Source organism: Maritalea myrionectae, assembly GCF_003433515.1.
Classification (GTDB): Bacteria; Pseudomonadota; Alphaproteobacteria; order Rhizobiales; family Devosiaceae; genus Maritalea; species Maritalea myrionectae.
The window spans coordinates 2920851-2941327 of sequence record NZ_CP021330.1 but is presented as its reverse complement, the minus strand read 5'-3'; the positions used below and the strand labels follow the sequence as shown (position 1 = coordinate 2941327).

Below are 20477 nucleotides of genomic sequence, written 5' to 3'. Positions count from 1 at the left end.
TTTTATCGCTTTAACTTCACGCCAGTGCCATAGGCGAGGATTTCGGCCGCGCCATCAGTAATCATGGAAGTGGTAAAGTTCACCCCTATAATCGCATCAGCGCCAAGGCTTTCGGCGTGGGCGACCATGCGATCATAAGCCTGCTCGCGGGCTTCGGCCATCAGCTTGGTATATTCCCCCACTTCGCCACCCACCAAATTGCGCAAGGCGGCAACGATGTCGGTGCCAATATGTTTGGCGCGTATGGTGTTGCCTCGCACAATGCCGATGGTCTCAGTAATCTCGCCTTCGGGCACAGTTAGTCCTGTCGTCACAATCACTTATCACTACTCCTGAATATTATCTTCGTAATATTTATCTTCTTTATTGTTCAACTTGTCGGAAATGATGCGCGACAAAATATAAATAGCAATCGCGAGCAAGATAAAGAACGGCCAAAGCGGCACACCCGATGAAAAAATGCCAAACGCCATCACGCCGACATAAATACCCGCCGCCACAATCACAATCGCCAGAGCGATCTTATCGAGGGACATGTAACCTCTCCTTTTTTGCCACCGCGCCTAACGCGCAGCGCATAGCTTAAAGGTAGGTGCTGGCCGCCGGGTTTTCAATTAGATTTAAATAGATGCGAACAAAGTTCATTCGCCTTGCGCCAGTGTTCTGACGAAGTGACGCAGGGCCAATTGAGAATTGCTCGCCCTGCCCAAGCCCTGAAAAGCTCCATCCTGAATGCCCGCGGGCGTCCATACAGTTGGAACTGTTCAGGATGACCACGGCCCATGAATATCAAGCGCCGTGGCATCAGATTGTTGTGTTGCGCCTATTGGTCGGCCGGCAAGCCGGTGTCAGGGTTTGGTTCGTTATCAACCGTGCCACCACCGGTAAGGTATTGTCCGGACGCATATTTTCCCAAATTGCCAAAACCACCGTCATTTGTGTGTGGTCCGGGCGAACGGCTTGGCAAAACGCCATTGCCTTTGCCGCTTGGATTGGATGTGTTGCCCATGAAGCCCGACGAAATGGCTTCTCCCACTGTGTCGGTGCCATAAACTTCGTCAGCTCCTGAAACGCCCTGCGCGTAGCCTGCAGACGCCGATAGAGCGAAGATTGCCGCGAGTGTCAGAATGCGCATGCTTGGTCTCCTTCCATTTCCCCATTGTTCAGCATTCAGCTTATGAATGCCGAGTTCAGGCCGAGTGTAGGGATGGCGCGGAGAGGGTGTCAAGTTTGCCCGGGCAGCAGCGCAGGGACAACGGGCGTAGCCCAAATCTGCACCACTCCCCATGGGGGTAAAGGGCTTAAGGGGCGCCTTCCACTTTTGGCACCTAAACAGGGCTGGGGCGGCCCAGCCCGAAACCTTCAGGTTTCGCCCCCGCGGAGGTTAGGCGCGCAGCGCCGCTCAACCGTGAGCGAGAACCAACTACTTCCCCCGCAACTGCGAGATCGTCGCCGTCGGTGAAATCGCCTCAGCCGAGGTCTTGATATGAATAATCGCTGGCTTGCCGCTTTCCCGTGCTCGTTCAAATGCGAGCGGGAACTGGTCGGTGTGCTCAACCGTCTCCCCATGGCCGCCCATAGCGCGGGCCCATGCGGCGAAGTCGGGGTTGACCAAATCCGTCGCGGAAATCCGCTCCGGATAATGTTTTTCCTGATGCATGCGGATGGTGCCGTAAATCCCATTGTCGATCACCAACACAATGATGTTGGCGCCAAACTGCGCGGCGGCAGCAAATTCTTGCCCGGTCATTTGGAAGCAGCCATCGCCCGCAAAGCAAATCACGTCCCGCTCCGGGTGCCGCAACTTGCCCGCGATGGAGGCGGGTACGCCATAGCCCATCGAGCCGGAGGTCGGGGCCAATTGGGTGCCATAGCGCTGGAAGCGCCAGAAGCGGTGCAACCAAATCGCATAATTGCCCGCGCCATTGCACATAATCGCATCGTCTGAAAGTGCTTCACGCAAATAGGTCATCACGCCGCCCATTTGCACATCGCCGGGCGTTTCCGGCATCGCATCGGTCCAGGCGCGATAAATCTCATTGGCCTTTTTGCCGCGATCCGCAGCGGGCAGGGCATCAATATGATCCACCGCATCAAAGAAACATTCAGGCGTCGCATTGATGGAGAGCGTCGGCGTGTAAATCCGCCCCAACTCTTCCGCACCGGGATGAATATGGATCAAGGTTTTGCCCGGATTAGGCATGCCCAAAAGCGTAAAATTCTGGCTTGGGTTTTCAGAAAAACGCGCACCCAACAAAATCAGGCAATCCGATTGCTCGATTTGTTCTTTCAGCGCCGGGTTGATCCCCAAGCCCACATCGCCCGCATAGTGGCTATCTGTATGATCAAACAATTGCTGTCGCCGGAATGAACACCCCACCGGAATGTCGTGCTTGTGGGCAAAGGCTTTCAACTGCGCCACAGATTGCTCCGTCCACCGCGAGCCACCGGCCACGATGAAAGGGCGCTCCGCCGTGCGCAGCAGCTCTTCAAACCGAGCCGCCGCCTTGAGGCTCGGGGCAGGCTCCGCCACTTCGATGTAGGGGCAAACCGGCACGTCCACTTCGTCCCGCAACATATCTTCCGGCAGGGCCAGCACCACAGGGCCGGGGCGGCCAGACATGGCAATATGATAGGCGTGGGCAATCACTTCGGGAATGCGCGCCGCATCGTCAATTTCTTCCACCCATTTGGCCAAATCGCCAAAGGTTTGCCGATAATCCACTTCCTGAAACGCCTCACGGCCTTTCATGGCGCGGCCAATTTGGCCAACAAACAAAATCATCGGCGTGCTGTCTTGCTTGGCGATATGCACGCCCGCAGCGGCGTTGGTGGCGCCCGGTCCACGGGTCACCATGCAAATGCCGGGGCGGCCCAGCATCTTGCCGTCCGCTTCCGCCATAATCGCCGCGCCGCCTTCATGGCGCGAGGTCACCACGTCGATATTGCTGTCATGCAGCCCGTCAAGCACCGCCAAATAGCTTTCGCCCGGCACGCAGAACACGCGGTCCACCTCCTGCGCTTCAAGGCATTTCACCAAAATTTCGCCGCCGGTCATTTTTGCCATTTGTATGTGCTCTTTAATTATCGTTGAGAGCTTTAAGCTCGTTCAAAATCTCTTGGGTGTGTTCGCCCACCTTGGGAGAAGGGCGATCAAAGGTTAGCGTCGCATCCGAGAATTGGATCGGCGTCCGCACGCCCGGCACACCATCAAAATCTAGCGCCATTTTTCGCGCCAAAACCTGCGGGTCGGCAAACACTTCATCAATCGTGTTGATCGGCCCGGCAGGCACATTCGCCGCGTGCAACGCATCCAGCAGTTTCAGCTTTTCCCACTTTTGGAACTCGGCTTCCAAAAGTGCCGTCAGCTCAAGCCGATGCGCCACGCGCGCACCATTGGTGGCGAAACGCTCGTCATCTGCGATCTGTTCCATGCCCAAAAGCTGTGCCAAATGGCGGAATTGGCTGTCATTACCCACCGTCAGAATGATGTGACCATCTTTCACGGGCAGCACCTGATAGGGGCAGATATTGGGGTGGCTATTGCCCAGCCGTGTGGGGGCCGTGCCGCTGGCGAGATAATTCATGGCCTGGTTGGCCAAAACGCCCACCATGCTGTCCAATAGCGCCATATCCACTTGCTGGCCTTGGCCCGTCCGCTCGCGCTGCCACAAGGCGGCTTGAATGCCGATGGTGGCATAAAGGCCGGTAATAATATCGGCCAGCGCCGTGCCGATTTTTTGTGGTTGCCCGTCCGGCTCGCCAGTGATGGACATCATGCCCGACATGCCCTGCACGATAAAATCATAGCCGGGCTGCGGGGCATAAGGCCCATTTTGGCCAAAGCCGGTGATGGAGCAATAAATCAGGCGGGGATTAATCGCCTTCAGGCTGTCATAATCCAGCCCATATTTTTGCAACCCGTTGAGCTTGAAATTCTCCACCAACACGTCTGACTGCTTGACCAATTGGCGAACAGTTTCAAGGTCATCCGCGTCCTTAAAGTTCAACGCGATCGAGCGTTTGCCCCGGTTACAAGAATGGAAATAGGCAGCGCTCTTATCATCGCCGCGTTCAATCCATGGGGGTCCCCAGGTGCGGGTATCGTCGCCATTGGGCGATTCTACCTTGATCACGTCTGCGCCCAAATCCGCAAGGGTTTGGCCAACCCAGGGGCCAGCCAATACCCGTGCCAATTCAAGCACTTTTAAACCTTTAAGCGGTTGCTCTTGCATTGATAATACCTTGTTGCCCGGGCTTAGAAGAATGCCTGTAAGCCAGTTTGCGCACGGCCCAAAATCAGGGCGTGCACATCGGCTGTGCCCTCATATGTGTTCACCGTTTCAAGGTTGATCATATGGCGGATTACGTCAAATTCATCCGAAATGCCGTTGCCGCCATGCATGTCGCGGGCCATCCGGGCAATGTCCAACGCTTTCACGCAATTGTTGCGCTTCATCAGCGAGATCATTTCCGGCGCGGCCTTCGCTTCATTCATCAAGCGACCCACCCGCAGCGAGCCTTGCAGCCCGAGCGTAATGTCGGTCATCATGTTGGCCAGCTTCATTTGGAACAATTGCATCTGCGCCAATGGCTTGCCAAATTGCTTGCGCTCCTGGCCATAGCGGTTGGCTGCGTGCCAGCAGGCTTCCGCCGCGCCCATCGCGCCCCAGCTAATGCCATAACGCGCACGGTTCAAACAACCAAACGGCCCCTTTAGGCCTTCCACATGCGGCAGCAGCGCGTCTTCGCCCACTTCCACATTGTCCATCACAATTTCACCAGTGATCGACGCCCGCAAAGACAATTTGCCACCCACTTTCGGCGCGCTCAAACCCTTCATGCCTTTTTCCAGCACAAAGCCTTTGATCTTGCCATCATGGGCTTCTGATTTCGCCCACACCACAAATACGTCGGCAATCGGGCTGTTGGAAATCCACATTTTCGTGCCGTTCAGCACATAGCCATTTTCGGTCTTTTTGGCGCGGGTCAACATGGCACCGGGGTCAGAACCGGCATCTGGTTCGGTCAGGCCGAAGCAGCCGATCAAGCTGCCATCAATCAGGCCGGGCAAATATTTCTGCCGCTGCTCTTCGGTGCCATAAGCATAGATCGGATAAATCACCAGCGAGCTTTGCACAGACATCATCGAGCGATAGCCACTGTCCACGCGCTCAACTTCCCGCGCAATCAAACCATAGGCCACATAGCCCAAATCCGCCCCGCCATATTCTTCCGGAATGGTTGAGCCCAAAAGCCCCATTTCGCCGAACTCTTTAAACAGGTTCGGATCGGTCTTTTCCTCATTATAGGCTTCGCGCACACGCGGGCGCAGCTTTTCCTCGGCGAAGGCGCGGGCAGTGTCGACCACCATGCGCTCTTCATCGGTCAGCTGATCGTCCAGCAAAAACGGGTCTTCCCATTTGAACGAGCTGAGATTGGGGCGGTCTTTATCCCGAATTTTGGGGCGATCTGCAGTCATCGGCTTATCCTTCTCCTAATGTGAGTGCGCTGTTGGGGCCGATATCCTCCGCGATATCCCATTCGATGGCCCATTGCACCCAACAAGGTGATATTTATGAGTTTGAGGCATTAAACGCTTTAAGATTGAAGGATTGAAGCGATAAATAGGTATAAGTTCATGCATCTGGCGCATGAACACATTGTTTTAACTTAATTCAAGTTTATCTGTCTGCTTTGTGCCGCCATTTTCATGGAAATGCGTGATCCGATCGAAATCGCTATGGAACGATCATCGCGCTCATCTGTTTTGCTCATGAAGACAAATTATTGCTGAGCCGCGCGAAAATTTTCCGCCCTTGCGGTGATGCGGCAGCAAATCTGACCACCACAAATATTTAAGGAGATTGCGATGCCTAAGCTGACCGAATCTAAAATTCTAATTATGGCGACCCATGGCTTTGAGCAATCAGAATTGTTCACGCCGCTTGAAAAATTGAAAGAAGCGGGGGCCACCGTGCATGTCGCCACGCCAGATGGCGAGGCCATCAAAGGCTGGAACCAGGCGGATTGGGGCGAGTCTGTAAATGCGGATTTGAAGATCGAAGACGTGAATGTTGATGATTATATCGCATTGGTGCTGCCCGGCGGCCAAATCAACCCCGACCTGTTGCGGGTTGATGAAACAGCCGTCAGCAAAATCCGCGAGTTTGTGACAAACGACAAAATCATTGCCGCCATCTGCCATGCGCCATGGCTGCTCATTGAAGCAGGCGTTGTGGAAGGTCGTGAAATGACATCATATCCATCCATCCGCACAGATTTGAAAAATGCTGGCGCACATGTGGTGGATAAGGAAGTGGCCATTTCCAACGGCATCATCACTTCACGCAACCCAAATGATTTGGATGCATTCGTGGCCAAAATCATTGAAGAGGTGCGCGAAGGTGAACACCAGCGCAAAGTCGCATAATCAAACAAAGCGCCCCCGACCATCGGTTGGGGGCAGCCTTTTAAGCGTTCAGCTGGTAGATGTCTGTGTCCAAGCCATCTTCATCCTTGGTCTTGGCAAAAAGCTCAAAGCCCAATTTCTTCAATAGGCTGATCGAACGGCTATTTTCTGGGTCCACACTCGCATGTAGGGGCCAAATCTGATAGCGGCCTCGCGCCGCATTCACCAGACCTTGCACAATTTCCGTGCCCAACCCTTTGCCCCATTCTGCCTCAGAGAGGCCATAGATAATCTCAGTTTCCTGTTCCGGCGGCTGCACATAGCCCGCCCAGCCAATCAGGTCGTTTTGTCCCTTATAGACAATAGCCCCAGTGCCAAATCCATTTATTTCAATGTTTTTGCGCGACCGGTCGATCCACAACCTGACCTGGTCTGATGACAAAGGCTGCCCATTGCCCACATATTGATAAACCCGCTTATCACTTTGCAGCGCCAGCAAGTCCTCAAAATCCGTCTCCTCAAACGGGCGACAGATTAGGCGTTCGGTTTCAAACAGAATGTTGGGCAGGGTCATATCAAACTCGCGTAATCAGACACTTCCACTGTTGTATGCGCTGTTGTCCAAGGCGTAAAGCGCATTTGACTTAGGAATCCAGAGCGGCATCAGCACCTGTCCTAAAAAGACCGGTCCATCCCCGCGGTTTCATACATATCCTGCACCACCTGCATAATTATCCGTGGTGCGTTGCCGCCGGTGGCGGCGGGGGTGCCGGTGCGAATGGCGTTCAACACGGCCTCAAGCTGATGGTCATAAGTGGTGCCGGCGCCCATGGTATAGCGGCGGTAAATCCCATCCATTTCGGTTTCGATATAATGTCCATTATGCGGCAGGATCGGGTTATCGACATAGATCCGACCCTTATCACCCACCAGGTCCAAAAAGGCGCGCTGTTCCACTTCCTCGGCCATATTACAGCCCAGCTCCGCCACCACATCACCAAAGCGCACCTTGGCACTCAGGCTTTCATCCACACCGGTGGGCGTAAGTGTGGCGCTGGCCTCCAAAACTTCTGGCGTGCCACGCAACAGTGTTGTGGCCCAATGTACGGGATAGCAGCCCAAATCCATAAGTGCGCCGCCGCCCATTTCTTTGGTGTGGCGAAAGGGGCTGGCCTCGAAAGGGATGGCCACATCAAACTGGGCGCGAAAACTGCGCACGGTGCCAACGCTGCCGCCTTGCACCAGTCGCATCACTTCCTGCAGCACAGGGTGATAATGGTCGTGAAATGCTTCGATCAGAAATCTGCCGCTCTTCGCGCCAGTTTCAAGCATTTTGTCGGTTTGCGCCACATTCAGCGCGAATGGTTTTTCCACCAGCACATGCTTGCCCGCCTCAAGCGCCTTGCAGCTTAAATCCATATGACGGGAAGGGATCAGCGCATTGTAAATCAAGTCGATATCATCCCGATTGATTAGCGCCTCATAGCCTTCCATCGCTTCCGCAATCCCATGTTTGCGCGCATATTCCTGCGCTTTCCCAAGATCGCGCGCGGCCACGGCCACCAGCTCCACATCCTTGCGTCGTTTTGCCGGTTCAATCATTGCGGCGATGGCAATATTGGCGGATCCCAACAGGCCAACACGGATTTTGGAGTCAGATCTAGACATAATTCGCCTCTAAAATTAAATAAGTTTTCCCAACTTACCCTTTCACGCCGCGAGCGCAAGCCCTGGCATTAAACTGGCGTCTTGCCATTTCAATTTCACTTGACGCCATCGCTAAACCACGGCATATCGAAGCTTATCTCTCGCGGGTGTAGCTCAATGGTAGAGCAGCAGCTTCCCAAGCTGACGACGAGGGTTCGATTCCCTTCACCCGCTCCATATTCGCCGACCTTGTGACTTGTTATGTGCATCATTAGTATTGTACTTTCGCCACTAAGGGGTAAGTGAGCAGCGCCATTCAACGCCTCAGAAAATTGTGACACTGACAAGATTGGTATCGTGTGGATCGTATTGTGCTGGCCATGGAGCTGGTCATCGGTTTGGGAAAAGCATTTCTAATACCGCCGTTGCTTATTTGGAATGCAGTGCTCAAATGGAGAGTAAACAGAGCTCAAGGTGAGAACGCAAAACTGCGTTTCGCCTTCCAAATATTTATTAGCTTTGTGATTTTTAGTATCGGCCTGGTAATTATCAACGACGCTTTTACGAAGATCTTAGCTTAGCCAATACCTCATCGCCTACGCAAATTCACCATTTGATTACGCGCCTCTGTTAATGTGAGTGCCAATAAGCGGGCGAATGCATGTCGAGCAATTTATTCGGGCATAATACGAAATATAATTTTGGTGATTTAAAAGTGTTGATCGTCGACGACAATCAGCACATGCACAATATTCTGCGCGACATGCTGCTGGGCATGCGCATTAAAAAAATCGGCCATGCGCTTTCGGCAAAAGAAGGCCTTCAAATGGCCGAGAGTGAACTCCCCGACATCATGATTGTGGATTTGTTGATGAAGCCAGTCAGCGGATTTGAGATGATCAAAAAAGTGCGCAACCACGACGACGAAGCCATCCGCGATTTGGCCGTTTTGGTGCTCACGTCCTATTCAACAGTGGAACATGTGCGCCAGGCGCGGGACAGTGGCGCCAACGAGGTTTTGTGCAAACCCGTTTCCGTGGCGGGGCTGTTTGATCGGTTCACCTATATGCGGGATCATCCGCGCCAATTTGTGAAAACCAGCGATTATACGGGGCCAGATCGTCGCCGAACATTGCGCGGTTTTGATGGGGAAGATCGGCGCAAAAACCCGGAAGGTGCCAATATCGCTGACGATGGCAAGGGTGAGGCGATACAAACCCCGCACAATCCCGAGATGACAAAACAAAAGGAGGCGCAAGCACATGAGTGAGGGCAAGAAGCCAAGTTCCACGCCGCGCCTTAAGGCCGATCATGAGGTTGAGTTTTACACCCCGCGCAATCGACTGGCGGAGGTCATAAGGCCGAATACCGGGCATACATTGAAAGAAATGGAGTTTGCCGCAGAGCAACGCATCCGCAAGTTAGGCGAAAACTATCCCGATATTGTCAAACAGGCGGTGGCGTCGATGAAGGCCGATTTGGCGGCGCGCAAGCCGTTCAAGGAACGGTTGGAAGATATTTTTATGCGCGCCCACGATCTGAAAGGGCAGGCCGCCACTTTCAATTATCAGCTGGTGGGTGAGGTCGGCAAAAGCCTTTGTGCGGCCATTCGTGCCGTGCCCGATCTGCTGGAAAAAGAGCAAGACATTCTGGAATTACATATCAATGCCATCAGCTGGGCGCTGCAGCATGAGCATGATGATAAAGTGAAACTGCAAAAAAGCGAACTGATCAACTCGCTGCACGAGTCGATTAAAAAAGGGCAATAGCGCCGCATCTGGCACCCTTTTGCGCTAGCCGCCAATCAAGCCCAGCTTGTTGTTCAGCTCAAAGATAGCCAGCTGGTAAAGCCCTTCCAGCGGCAGCGTATAGCCGCTTTCTTTTTCGCGCATCCGCACCCGGGCCCAAATCGCATCATCGCGCACAGCATCCAGAAAATCATGGCCGTGCCAGGTCAGCGAGTGTGGATACCATGGCGCAGATTTGTCAAATCCGCGGCCTTCAACGGCATGGATCAAATTGCCTTCATGCATCAGGCGCACATGCTGAAAAACGGTCACGTCATTATAGTCATCATGGGGCAGATCGATGGTGCCGGGTTCATCATCCACCGAATTTTCAATCGCAATCAATATTTTGCGCACCAAGTCCATATCCCGCTTCATAAACCACCTTTTTGCCACCTATCTAAATATAAGCATACGAGCAGATAGCATGTCGCGCCTTGTTTTGGATCAAGTGGGGCAGAGCTTGGCGTGTGGCGGCCCCGGACATGATCCGAGGCGCCCTCATCAGAGTTAATGGTGCCGGTCGCTATTGCGTTGGCATCAGGAAGATTTCATTCACAGCACAGCGCGGATCAGCGTCAAGCGCGTGGAAGACGGCATTGGCAATGTCTTCTGGCTGCAATTTGTCGGGCTTTGGTTCATCAAAGAATGGCGTGTCCACCATGCCCGGCGCGATCACCGTGCAGCGGCCACCAAATTCTTTCATTTCTTCCGAAAGGTTGCCGCCATAGCCATGAACAAACCATTTGGAGGCGCCATAAACTGAACCGGCAATATGCCGACGGCCAGCGGCGGACCCTGTGAGTAGCAAATGGCCTTTACGCGCCTTCAAATGCGGCATGGCGGCCTTCACCGTCCACAACACCCCGAGTATGTTCACATTCACCATATTTTCCCATTCGTCTGGATCACCCGCATCGGTGCCGGGGGCAGAAAGTCCTGTGCCGGCGTTGGCGTAAACCGCATCAATGCCGCCAACCTTGCTGACAAAACTGTCCATGGCCGCTTTCACGCTGTCAAAGTCGGTCACATCGCCGGGTAAGGCGGTCGCCTTGTCGCCAAGTTCCTCAACAAGCGCATTGAGCTTTTCTTCAGACCGAGCAAACAGGCCCACTTGCCAGCCTTTTTCAACTGCCAATCGTGCGGTGGCCGCGCCGATGCCGCTTGATGCACCTGTGATCAAAATTGTCTTCGTGCTCATGAGAAACTCCTTCGGTTAAATACCAGCTTTAAGCACAACGCATGCGCGCGGCTTTGGTTTCGTACGTAGCGGCCAGCCAAAAGATCGTTTATCGGCCATGGCTGCGGTCATAGCCATTGGCGGGCGGTTGGTTCCATGCGGCCAGCGCGCGTTTAGGTGTTTCAAACACTTCCACCAACAGCGGATAGCACGCGGCTTGGTCTGAGGAATGCTCGGCAGAGCAATCGCCGCCCGGGCAGGTAGATAAGGCACCCAGCAACGGAACTTCGGCGAAAAACTCAAGGAAGTCGCCGGGCCGAACCGGGCTGGCCTTCATAAAATATTGTCCTGTGTCGCGGGTGAACCCGGTGCACATAAAAACATTGAGCACATCATGCACATGCGTCTCAGCTTCGTGCAGCGGCAATCCGGTCGCATCTGCTAAAGCGCGCGTCAGGTTTGAATGACAACAATGGTGATAGTGCCCGCCCGACAGCAAATTGTGCGTATAGGGATCGCAGCGAGTGCCAATCACATCATGCACCGATCCTCCAAACTCATCCTTGCCATACCAGTCCAGAGTGTCTTGAACGATTGTGACCATCGGGCGCAGCGCTGGAAAGCTCGACCAGAGCCGCTGGCCGGTGGTGACATGGGTGCCGTGTAGGGCGCGGGTCTTGCCCGAATAGAAACGCTCGGTCAAATCATCGGCATGCCACAAATTTAGATCGCCAACCTGCGGGCCTTCGACGGAGGTGATGCGAAAAAACCCGCCTGCGGGCACAGAAAATGTCGCTGCATCTCGCGGCGGCACAACCACTTCATCGATCTTTTTCGCCTGCGCCCGAAACCCTTCATAAGCCGCCATGTCGGGTTGTGGCAGGGCGTCCACCGGGTAACAAATGACAGGTTTAACGGCGCGTCGCGCTTCGGCATCGATAGGCTTTTTCATATTCACTCTCAAGGCTTTGGCCAATTGGCCACAACTGGTCGTTGGGTGCGGGCCAAGATCGCCTTTTCTGGCCTGCCAATCAAGTGCTGCCGCCCTAAATTCGTCGTTCAAACCTTGAGGTTTCGATCCGGGAATAATGCGCAAAATTGTTATTTAACAAAATGTGACGCAGATCAATGCACACCCTTTGAGAACGTTTAGCATTGGGGGGTGAAACGAAGTAGAGGCACAGATCGAATGCAGCAGCTTTTGCTGCGATAAAATTGGAACAGTCTGTGCACGCGAACACAAAAGGGAGCATGCATATGTTCAATAGGATCATGACACCCGTGGACTTGGCCCATGTCGACAAGCTGGAGCGCGCGCTAGACTGCGCTGCGGATTTGGCCAAGCATTATGGCTTGCCCATCACCTATGTCGGGGTCACATCGAGCGCACCCGGCGCGCTGGGCCACAACCCAAAGGAATTCAGTCAAAAACTGCAAAGTTTTGTGGATGGGGAGATCGATAAGCGCGGCATTGAGGCCACGGCCCACACCGCCATGGCCAATGACCCGGCCACAGAAATCGATAATGCCCTGATACACGCGATTGACGACACAGGCGCCGATCTTGTTGTGATGGCGAGCCATCTGCCCGGGGCCGTGGAATATATCTGGCCATCCAATGGCGGCAAAATCGCCCAACATGCGAAATGCTCCGTCATGCTGGTTCGTCCTTAGCGGCGGCAAGCCGATCATCTTCCTAACGCGACCCCAGTTTCTCGCGCAGGAAGTCAATCATAACGCGCACCTTTTGCGGCAGATATGCGCGTGAAGGGTAGAGTGCAAATGCGGCTGTATCAAATTCAGTGGCCGTGCATTCATGGTTGGGGAACAGATCAACCAAACGGCCCTCAGCAAGGTCTGATGCCACTAGCCAATCTGCCATCAGCGCCGGGCCAAAACCGGCCAAGGCGGCACGCCGCAAAGACAAGGCGTTGGTAATAACAAGATGGCCAGCAACATTCACCTCAAAAGCCGCATTCTCTTGGGTTTTGAACCGCCAATGGGTCCGATATTCCGGCAGCGCAAAGCGCAAACATTGGTGGCGGACGAGGTCTTGAGGCACCTTCAAATCTTCATTGTGCGCCAAATAATGAGGAGACGCACAGACGCGGTAGCGCGTGTCCATCAGGCGGGTGCTGATCAAATTGCCCGTTGGGGCAGGGGCCAGCCGAATGGCCAGGTCAATGGCCTCGGCCGCAACATGTTCCAGCAGAGGGCGCCGATCTTGGCTAAATCAGTCGGGCAAAGTCAGATTTTGTGGCGCGGTAAACCCTTGATCCACCGAACCAATCAGGCGATAATGCAACCAAAGGGCAGGCCATCCGGCAGGTCAGAATATACCCCGCCGCACTGTCGGCGCGAATATTTCGGGAGACAGGCATGAGCGGGTTGATGGCACTGCTGGATGATGTGGCGGCGCTGGCCAAATTGGCCGCGGCTTCGGTGGATGATGTAACGGCGCAGGCCGTCAAGGCTGGCTCCAAAGCCGCCGGCGCGGTGATTGATGATGCCGCCGTCACCCCCAAATATATGCAGGGTTTTTCCCCAGCGCGCGAATTGCCCATGGTGGCCAAAATCGCCCGCGCCTCGCTGATCAACAAGCTGGTGTTCCTGTTGCCCGCCGGGCTGGCCCTCTCGGCCTTTGCGCCATGGTTGATTCCGCCTTTGCTGATGCTGGGCGGCGGCTATTTGTGCTTTGAAGGCGCGGAAAAAATCGCGCATTTCCTCGGCTTTGGCAAAGGCCATGGCGGCCCGGACGGCAGCCACACCGAAGGCGATGCCGCGCATTTGGAAAAGGAAAAGGTCGCTGGCGCCATCAAAACCGATTTCATCCTCTCGGCCGAGATAATGACCATCGCCCTGGCGGCCATTCCGGAAAGCGCACTCTGGATGGAAGCCGCCACTTTGGCCATGGTAGCCATTGGCATCACCGTGCTGGTTTATGGCGCCGTGGCGCTGATCGTGAAAGCCGACGATGTTGGCCTCTATCTGGCCGAAAAGGGCCGCCTGAGCGCCACCCGCGCCCTCGGTCGCGGCATTGTTTATGGCATGCCCAAATTCATGACCCTATTGATGGTGGTCGGCACCGCCGCCATGCTCTGGGTCGGCGGCTCGATCATTCTGCACGCGCTTGATCAAATGGGCTTCTCCGCCCCCTACGACTGGATTCACCACATCGCCGTAAACGCCGCCAACGCCATCGGCACCTGGCAAGGCGCCATAGAATGGACCGTCACCGCTGGTCTGGACGGCATCTTCGGCCTCGCCCTCGGCATCATCCTCATTCCCATCGGCGTAAAAATCATCAAACCCCTCTGGACCCGCTTTGCCCCGAAGCCCGTGGCAGCACCGGAATAGGTCATCACCCAGCGTTATAGGGTTCGACCGTGCTTTGAGCCATGGTCAAAGGTTTGCCTTCTTTCCAAAGTGCAATCTCGCATTCCATATGATCTGGGTCGGTGAAGCTGAGGACCTTGATCACCCCGAAATCGCGAACCTGTCCCGTCGTCGCCCCGGCTTCAAATAGACGGCGGCGCGCCGTCTCGAAGTCTTCCGCGTCAACAAAATCAAGCGCAAAATGGTCGATGTGGCCGCGTTGGAAAATATCGGGGAGCCCTTCGGCATGTGCGTCCTGCGTCGGCAATTCGAAGGGATGCAGGCAGAAGCCGCCGCCAACGTCAATCATGACGTGCCTAAGGTCACCCTCAAGCTCACCAAATCGCAACTCGGCATCGAATATACGGGTGTAGAATTCCACGAACCGATCAAGATCCTTGGTCAGCATCGTGACGTGATTGCATCCATCGCTAAGAGGCATGGCTCCATTCCAATTTAGTCAATTTGCCTGACTAAATATAATCATGTTACCTGACTATATGTCAAGTGAGTCGCCCAAATCACCGAAGCCCACCGAGCTTGAACGCCTTCAAGCCGAGGGCATTCGCGCATTCCGAACCGATCGTCCCCGTAACCCACCTTTGATCTTTTCGATAAAGCCAATCGTGGCATGGATCGAAACCCGGCTTATCGAATTGCTGCGCGAAGTTTTCCCGGAGGCGCGCGCGGCATTTAATCCGGTTTTTGTCCATTTGCCAGCCGACGGGTGCCGCCTTACCGAACTCGCGGCCAAGGCGGATATGACAAAGCAGGCGATGAGCGAAATTGTTGAGGAGTTGATCGATCTCGGCTACCTCGCCCGCTTTCCCGACCCAAGCGACAAGCGCGCAAAAATCATCCTGCGCACAGATGCCGGGCTCGAGCTACACCAACACGCACTCACCGCCTTCAGCCGCATTGAGACAGAGCTAGCCGAAATGCTTGGGGCCCCAACAATGGGTAACTTGCGCCAGGCCGCCATGGAAGGCGCCAAAGCAATTCAAAAAGCCACCTGACACAATCATAAGCCCGCTCATGGTCGTCAACACCGTCGCCACGCTCTGGGTCGGCGGCCCCACCATCCTGCATGCCCTCGACCAAATGGACTTCTCCGCTCCCTGTGACGGCCACCTGCCCGGCGCAAGCCTAAATGCGGTCAAGAACGGGACGGAATCATATGGCAAAACGCCAATACTCTCCCACGTCATCCTCGGGCTTGCCCCGGGGATCCAGTTTGGCAAAACTCAAAAACGATCAACCCCTGCGGATAAATCTACACCGCAGACCCTGGCTTTGCGTATGCGTTTTTCCCAGCACGTTGCGATCGAAGAGGAAAACCGGGGCGAGTTGGGGTTCGCTGCTTCAGGATTATCCCATTCTTAATGAGTTCGCCTCAACTTCTAGATACTGGATATTTTAAAAGTAGGCTGGAACGGAATGTCTAAATATGTTGGATGCAATGGCTGTAAAGATGCGAACGCTGACCAATTTGTGGTGCCGTTTACGATGGCCTTTCAGCCCATTGTTGACCTGGCCAAAAAACGTGTTTGGGGATATGAGTCTCTCGTTCGTGGCCAAAACGGAGAAAGTGCTTTCGATGTTCTCAGCCAAGTCACTGATGAGAACAGATACGCATTTGATCAAGCGTGTCGTGTAAAAGCCATCGAGCTGGCTGGTGAAAAGATGCCTTCACGGTCAAATGCGATGCTTTCGATCAACTTCTTACCCAACGCGGTTTATGAGCCCAAGGCGTGCATCCGCGCCACCTTAGCAGCTTCCGCGAAGGCAAATTTCAGTCCACGACGCCTGATGTTCGAGTTTACCGAGCAAGAGGAAATGCGGGACACCGACCATGTTCATCATATTGTGACAGAGTATCGCAAAATGGGGTTCACGACCGCGATTGACGACTTTGGATCAGGGTTCTCAGGTCTCGGTCTTTTGGCACGCTTTCAAACTGACATTATCAAAATCGATATGGACTTGGTCCGAAATATTGACAAGTCACCCAGTCGGCAAGCCATTGTTCAAGGGATCATGACAATGAGTAATCTCATGCGCTTCAACGTGCTCGCCGAGGGTGTGGAAACGGAAGCAGAAACCCGCACTTTGTACAAGTTGGGCATCGATCTATTTCAAGGCTATTTCTTTGCTAAGCCCGTGGTCGAGACTTTTGCATGTGAAGCTGACTTACCAGCGCTCGCAGATGACTTTGCTATTCCGTGAAACCTTTCGTGACATATCGACATCAGCAAAGCAGATCTGCTTGTCATGCTGGGGCCAGTCTTACGGCGCGAGCGCCCATAAAGCTCTGGGAATCCAGTTCAGCACAACTCAAGGCCAAAGCCGTAAACGATTTGCCCAACTGAAAGTCCAACCTGGCTTTCCGCCTGCGCGGGAATGACGAATGTAGCGGCAGTGCGATAGCCGAACAGGTGTTGTGTTAGTGGCGCCCATCAAACTCGCCACCCCGGACTTGTTCCGGGGCCACACAAACAGCGCCCATGGCAGTGCCTAAGCCCCAAACACCACCGTCATTGCAAGACTTGATCTTGCAATCCATTTCACTTGTCCTCTTGGCACGAGAGATGAGAAGGCCGAACAAGCCTGCCGCTTGGCCAATTGCAAATAGACCCCAAGATCAAGTCTTGGGGTGACGGGGGAGACATTTTGACTGCACAATTAGGTGGTGTTTAAGCCATTTGGCACAACGCCGACACCCCGCACCTCCGCCATCCTCGGGCTTGACCCGGGGATCCAGACAGTATTAGCCATCTCCTACAGCGTTGCTCCAAACTTGATCAGTTTATCGTACATGGTTGAAATTTTTTAAGAAAAACAAATAGGTGCTAATATAAAAAGTTTTTTTCATTAGTTTCGTTTTGTTGCTAATTGCCAGACAAAAGTGAAATTTGAACGTAAATCTTATACCAGAATCACGATAATAATAACGAGCCAGAATATAACGCCAAGCCAGCCAAAAAAACCAAGTGGTTTACTCGGGTCCAGTGGGAGTTTCTCTCCACGTTCAATTCTGTTTGCTCTATCGATTGCAAAACTAAGTCTTTTTGACCAGCCTTTTGGGAGACTAATATCGATAGTGTGAAATGCGCTCATAGGTTTCCCCGGCTTGCCAATTTCACCCTGTTCAAAAAGCTCTAAATGTTGGTCAATGATCGTGGGGATGTCGTGTAACTTTTCAGCTTGAGAGGAAGCATTGTTTTTTAGCAATTGTTGTACAGGTTCAAAGTGTTTCGGTAATGTCGCGAAATGCACTTTTTCTTCGTGCTCAATTACTCTTGCCAAAGCATCACCAAACAGTTTGCAGTTGTGGTGGATCTCATTGAGATTGCCTGGTTCTCCGGGCGCACCCCAGCTCTCGACTAATCTATTCAAGACGCGCTCTATTGGTCCAAATAGATCTGCCAATTCGCCCAGTCGTTCGTCAATCCACGTAGCGGCGTACCACCCCTCAACTTGAATTTTGGTTTCTGTATAAAGCCCATCGCGTAAATCGCGCATCCTGCGAAAATGGCTCTGATTTAGATATCTCAATAATTCTGCTGTTAGTCGCAATTCCCAGCCCTCAGGTTTGTCGATTACAATTCGACGAACGATGGCAGGATAACTCGCAAAAGGCAGCAACTCTTCGGAAACTAATTTCTCTGAAAATTTATCTGAGCGTTTGCCCAGATTGCTACGCACATAAGTTTCATGTTTTTCTCGCCATGCGAATAGAAGATCTGCTGGATATTTGCGTGGGTCGTTATCAATTGTGCGATGGCAATTTGTACATAGCCATATACCATTCGTAATTTCCGCACGAGCGGCATCAGTCATTGATAAGTTGTAACGCGGTGTTGAGCCATTTGGCCTTGCAGCGTAGATATGAGCAGCTTCACCAATTGATGTAGATTTTGTAGGATTCTCGTTTGGACCAACTGTGGTTACTCGGCAGTCCGGATTTGAGCAGAGGTAGGCAGCACGCTTTGCCAACTCAATTTTTGTACTATTGCTAAAATCAGGTTTTGCCATAGCGAGGGTCTAAATAGCCAATTTAATTCATTATGATTTTCAACGATAGGTGGGCTAAACTGTCGTGCAATTTGGTATAGAAAAAGCCGCCTCGCGGCGGCTTCCTCATTCTCTCAAAACCCTTAGGTCAGATCATCGATGCTGGTGATCACCTTGCCCAGCAGGCCATAGTCGATGGCCTCTTTGGTGTTCAGCCAGAAATCGCGGTTGGTGTCTTCGGCGATCTTCTCTTTGGTTTGGCCCGTGGCTTCAGCAAACAAAATGTCGAAACGTTCGCGCATTTGTTTGATTTGCTCGGCCTGAATTTGAATGTCCGACACTTTGCCGCCCACGCCGCCGCTTGGTTGGTGCAGCAGGAAGCGGGTGTTGGGGAGGCACATCCGGTTTTCCTTTTTCGCGCCCACGAAAATCAAGGCGCCCGCGCTGGCCACCCAGCCGCTGCCGATGGTGCGCACGGTGGGTTTGATGAATTTGATGATGTCATGCACCATGTCGCCACTTTCAACATGGCCACCAGGTGAGCTGATAAACACATTGATCGGATCATCTGATTGATCGGCAAGCGCCAACAACCGACCAGAAGCTTCGCGCGCGAGCTTGTCGTTGATTTCGCCTGTGATCAAAACCGTGCGGTTTTTAAACAGGATTTTCTCAACGGTTGGGTCGTTCTTGTTGTCTTGTTTGTCTTCGTTCTCATTTGCCATAGCTAAAATCTGTCCTTGCCGTTCGAAGTGCATCTTGGCTTTTGTAATTCATGATTCGGCTAAATCTAACGTAAAATTGTGTTCAGCCAAACAATTCCATTTGCCATTGTTAATGGGGCATGATCTCTTACGTGATATTGGTTGCACCAATGTTCAAGGGGAGACAAATGCCAGTTATCAATCGTGTTGCTGAATTTCATAAAGAACTCACCGAAATCCGGCAAGACATTCATGCCCATCCCGAGCTGGGCTTTAACGAACATCGCACCGCAGCGCTGGTGGCGGAAAAACTCAAAAGCTATGGCGTGGATGAAATTGTCACCGGCATTGGCAAAACCGGCGTGGTGGCGGTGATCAAAGGGCGCGAGAACAAATCCGGCAAAACCATCGGCCTGCGCGCCGATATGGATGCGCTGCCCATCACCGAAATTTTGAACCACGACTATAAGTCGCAAAATCAAGGCGTGATGCATGCCTGCGGCCATGATGGCCACACCACCATTTTGCTCGGCGCGGCGAAATATCTGGCCGAAACCCGCAATTTTGACGGCACTGCCGTGATGATTTTTCAGCCCGCGGAAGAAGGCGGCGGCGGCGGCAATGAAATGGTCAAAGACGGGATGATGGAGCGCTTCGGCATTGATGAAGTCTATGGCCTGCACAATTCCCCCGGCACCGATGTGAACCATATTGAGGCCCGCACCGGCCCGCTTATGGCGGCCGCGGATTTCTTCGAAATTGATATTATCGGCAAGGGCGCCCACGCGGCACATCCTGACCACGGCATTGACCCGATTATTGTCGGCACCGATTTGGTGCAAGCCTTTCAGCGCATCGTGTCGCGCAATGTCGACCCGCTCAAATCCATCGTGGTGTCCGTCACCACCTTCCATTGCGGCACCGCCGACAATGTGATTGAGCAAACCGCCAAACTCTCCGGCACCGTGCGCACCCTTGATATGGAAGTGCGCGACTATGCGGAAAAGCGGATGCAGGAAATCTGCAACGGCATCGCCCAATTGCACGGGGCCAAAGTCAACCTGAATTACCAAAAGGAATACCCGGTCACCATCAACCATCCGGCACAAACCCAGTTCGCGCTGGACGTGGCCAAAAAAGTGGTGGGCGAAGATCGGGTGAAAGACGATATTGAGCCGGTGATGGGCGCAGAGGATTTCTCCTTCATGCTCTTGGCGCGGCCAGGGGCTTACGTGTTTTTGGGGCAGGGCGACACGCCAAACTGTCACCACCCGGAATATGATTTTAACGATGAAATCATCCCCACCGGCTCCAGCTTTATGATCAAGCTGATCGAAGAGGGCATGCCTCTTTCCTAA

Annotated in this window: 25 protein-coding genes and 1 tRNA gene; 11 read left to right on the top strand and 15 right to left on the bottom strand. The window is 53.4% G+C overall.

The genetic code is table 11. From position 1 onward, the window contains the following. Nucleotides 1-2: 2 nt before the first annotated feature. From MXMO3_RS14825 to MXMO3_RS14800, 6 genes are all read right to left on the bottom strand, one after another. Nucleotides 3-320 carry a YbjQ family protein gene (locus tag MXMO3_RS14825; protein ID WP_117396378.1) on the bottom strand — a complete coding sequence of 106 codons (318 nt, stop codon included), beginning with the start codon at nucleotides 318-320 and terminating at the stop codon, nucleotides 3-5. Nucleotides 321-326: 6 nt separating this feature from the next. Next, a complete protein-coding gene (locus MXMO3_RS14820; RefSeq protein WP_027833865.1) occupies nucleotides 327-536 on the bottom strand; it encodes a hypothetical protein in 210 nt (69 codons plus the stop codon). Between the two features lie 287 nt (nucleotides 537-823). Then, the gene (locus MXMO3_RS14815; RefSeq protein WP_027833864.1) at nucleotides 824-1135 is read right to left on the bottom strand and encodes a hypothetical protein; all 312 of its coding nucleotides are present in this window, start codon (nucleotides 1133-1135) and stop codon (nucleotides 824-826) included. Between the two features lie 288 nt (nucleotides 1136-1423). After that, nucleotides 1424-3067, bottom strand: coding sequence for a thiamine pyrophosphate-binding protein (locus MXMO3_RS14810; protein WP_205468029.1), 1644 nt, complete (start codon nucleotides 3065-3067; stop codon nucleotides 1424-1426). A gap of 13 nt (nucleotides 3068-3080) precedes the next feature. Then, nucleotides 3081-4235 carry a CaiB/BaiF CoA transferase family protein gene (locus tag MXMO3_RS14805; RefSeq protein ID WP_117396376.1) on the bottom strand — a complete coding sequence of 385 codons (1155 nt, stop codon included), beginning with the start codon at nucleotides 4233-4235 and terminating at the stop codon, nucleotides 3081-3083. A gap of 23 nt (nucleotides 4236-4258) precedes the next feature. Further along, nucleotides 4259-5482, bottom strand: coding sequence for an acyl-CoA dehydrogenase (locus MXMO3_RS14800; RefSeq protein ID WP_117396375.1), 1224 nt, complete (start codon nucleotides 5480-5482; stop codon nucleotides 4259-4261). 390 nt (nucleotides 5483-5872) lie between these two features. Between MXMO3_RS14800 and MXMO3_RS14795 the strand changes: the two genes are divergently transcribed. Then, nucleotides 5873-6433, top strand: a complete 561-nt coding sequence (locus MXMO3_RS14795) for a type 1 glutamine amidotransferase domain-containing protein (protein WP_117396374.1) — start codon at nucleotides 5873-5875, stop codon at nucleotides 6431-6433. 40 nt (nucleotides 6434-6473) lie between these two features. On the opposite strand, the gene MXMO3_RS14790 is transcribed toward MXMO3_RS14795, so the two are convergent. Next, nucleotides 6474-6986, bottom strand: coding sequence for a GNAT family N-acetyltransferase (locus MXMO3_RS14790; RefSeq protein WP_117396373.1), 513 nt, complete (start codon nucleotides 6984-6986; stop codon nucleotides 6474-6476). Nucleotides 6987-7087: 101 nt separating this feature from the next. Then, complete coding sequence (locus MXMO3_RS14785) at nucleotides 7088-8080, bottom strand: Gfo/Idh/MocA family protein (RefSeq protein ID WP_117396372.1); 993 nt, start codon at nucleotides 8078-8080, stop codon at nucleotides 7088-7090. Nucleotides 8081-8222: 142 nt separating this feature from the next. On the opposite strand from MXMO3_RS14785, the gene MXMO3_RS14780 reads away from it, so the two are divergent. The 4 genes from MXMO3_RS14780 to MXMO3_RS14765 all read left to right on the top strand — a co-directional run bounded on the left by MXMO3_RS14780 (nucleotide 8223) and on the right by MXMO3_RS14765 (nucleotide 9828). Beyond that, nucleotides 8223-8296, top strand: a tRNA-Gly gene (locus MXMO3_RS14780). Between the two features lie 122 nt (nucleotides 8297-8418). Further along, the gene (locus tag MXMO3_RS14775; RefSeq protein ID WP_162889295.1) at nucleotides 8419-8640 is read left to right on the top strand and encodes a hypothetical protein; all 222 of its coding nucleotides are present in this window, start codon (nucleotides 8419-8421) and stop codon (nucleotides 8638-8640) included. Nucleotides 8641-8720: 80 nt separating this feature from the next. After that, on the top strand, nucleotides 8721-9329 hold the full coding sequence (locus tag MXMO3_RS14770) for a response regulator transcription factor (RefSeq protein ID WP_117396370.1): 609 nt from the start codon (nucleotides 8721-8723) through the stop codon (nucleotides 9327-9329). After that, nucleotides 9322-9828 (top strand): hypothetical protein, encoded by a 507-nt coding sequence (locus MXMO3_RS14765; protein WP_027833812.1) that lies wholly within the window; start codon nucleotides 9322-9324, stop codon nucleotides 9826-9828. Before MXMO3_RS14770 ends, MXMO3_RS14765 begins: the two co-directional genes overlap by 8 nt. A 24-nt stretch (nucleotides 9829-9852) precedes the next feature. On the opposite strand, the gene MXMO3_RS14760 is transcribed toward MXMO3_RS14765, so the two are convergent. The 3 genes from MXMO3_RS14760 to MXMO3_RS14750 form a co-directional block, all read right to left on the bottom strand. After that, nucleotides 9853-10224: a DUF2513 domain-containing protein gene (locus MXMO3_RS14760; RefSeq protein ID WP_084633925.1), complete on the bottom strand. Its 372-nt coding sequence runs from the start codon at nucleotides 10222-10224 to the stop codon at nucleotides 9853-9855. Nucleotides 10225-10372: 148 nt separating this feature from the next. Beyond that, nucleotides 10373-11047 carry an SDR family oxidoreductase gene (locus tag MXMO3_RS14755; RefSeq protein ID WP_117396369.1) on the bottom strand — a complete coding sequence of 225 codons (675 nt, stop codon included), beginning with the start codon at nucleotides 11045-11047 and terminating at the stop codon, nucleotides 10373-10375. A gap of 88 nt (nucleotides 11048-11135) precedes the next feature. Further along, nucleotides 11136-11978: an urea carboxylase-associated family protein gene (locus MXMO3_RS14750; protein ID WP_117396854.1), complete on the bottom strand. Its 843-nt coding sequence runs from the start codon at nucleotides 11976-11978 to the stop codon at nucleotides 11136-11138. 305 nt (nucleotides 11979-12283) lie between these two features. Between MXMO3_RS14750 and MXMO3_RS14745 the strand changes: the two genes are divergently transcribed. Further along, nucleotides 12284-12700, top strand: coding sequence for a universal stress protein (locus tag MXMO3_RS14745; protein WP_027833809.1), 417 nt, complete (start codon nucleotides 12284-12286; stop codon nucleotides 12698-12700). 22 nt (nucleotides 12701-12722) lie between these two features. Here the strand turns inward: MXMO3_RS14745 and MXMO3_RS14740 are convergent, their stop codons facing one another. Continuing rightward, the gene (locus MXMO3_RS14740) at nucleotides 12723-13235 is read right to left on the bottom strand and encodes a substrate binding domain-containing protein (RefSeq protein ID WP_281273954.1); all 513 of its coding nucleotides are present in this window, start codon (nucleotides 13233-13235) and stop codon (nucleotides 12723-12725) included. 170 nt (nucleotides 13236-13405) lie between these two features. On the opposite strand from MXMO3_RS14740, the gene MXMO3_RS14735 reads away from it, so the two are divergent. Further along, nucleotides 13406-14383 (top strand): DUF808 domain-containing protein, encoded by a 978-nt coding sequence (locus MXMO3_RS14735; RefSeq protein ID WP_117396367.1) that lies wholly within the window; start codon nucleotides 13406-13408, stop codon nucleotides 14381-14383. Between the two features lie 4 nt (nucleotides 14384-14387). Here the strand turns inward: MXMO3_RS14735 and MXMO3_RS14730 are convergent, their stop codons facing one another. Continuing rightward, the gene (locus MXMO3_RS14730) at nucleotides 14388-14843 is read right to left on the bottom strand and encodes a VOC family protein (protein WP_117396366.1); all 456 of its coding nucleotides are present in this window, start codon (nucleotides 14841-14843) and stop codon (nucleotides 14388-14390) included. A gap of 43 nt (nucleotides 14844-14886) precedes the next feature. Here MXMO3_RS14730 and MXMO3_RS14725 point away from each other — a divergent pair, with 43 nt between their 5' ends. From MXMO3_RS14725 to MXMO3_RS14715, 3 genes are read left to right on the top strand one after another with little or no spacing between them, the layout of a single operon-like run. After that, nucleotides 14887-15417 carry a MarR family winged helix-turn-helix transcriptional regulator gene (locus MXMO3_RS14725; protein WP_117396365.1) on the top strand — a complete coding sequence of 177 codons (531 nt, stop codon included), beginning with the start codon at nucleotides 14887-14889 and terminating at the stop codon, nucleotides 15415-15417. A 19-nt stretch (nucleotides 15418-15436) separates the two neighbouring features. Next, nucleotides 15437-15784, top strand: coding sequence for a hypothetical protein (locus tag MXMO3_RS14720; protein ID WP_117396364.1), 348 nt, complete (start codon nucleotides 15437-15439; stop codon nucleotides 15782-15784). 54 nt (nucleotides 15785-15838) lie between these two features. Beyond that, nucleotides 15839-16627: an EAL domain-containing protein gene (locus tag MXMO3_RS14715; RefSeq protein ID WP_117396363.1), complete on the top strand. Its 789-nt coding sequence runs from the start codon at nucleotides 15839-15841 to the stop codon at nucleotides 16625-16627. A 699-nt stretch (nucleotides 16628-17326) separates the two neighbouring features. On the opposite strand, the gene MXMO3_RS18735 is transcribed toward MXMO3_RS14715, so the two are convergent. Then, a complete protein-coding gene (locus tag MXMO3_RS18735) occupies nucleotides 17327-18436 on the bottom strand; it encodes an HNH endonuclease (protein ID WP_162889294.1) in 1110 nt (369 codons plus the stop codon). 122 nt (nucleotides 18437-18558) lie between these two features. Next, nucleotides 18559-19140: an ATP-dependent Clp protease proteolytic subunit gene (locus MXMO3_RS14705; RefSeq protein ID WP_027833804.1), complete on the bottom strand. Its 582-nt coding sequence runs from the start codon at nucleotides 19138-19140 to the stop codon at nucleotides 18559-18561. 167 nt (nucleotides 19141-19307) lie between these two features. Between MXMO3_RS14705 and MXMO3_RS14700 the strand changes: the two genes are divergently transcribed. Continuing rightward, nucleotides 19308-20477, top strand: coding sequence for a M20 aminoacylase family protein (locus MXMO3_RS14700; RefSeq protein WP_117396361.1), 1170 nt, complete (start codon nucleotides 19308-19310; stop codon nucleotides 20475-20477).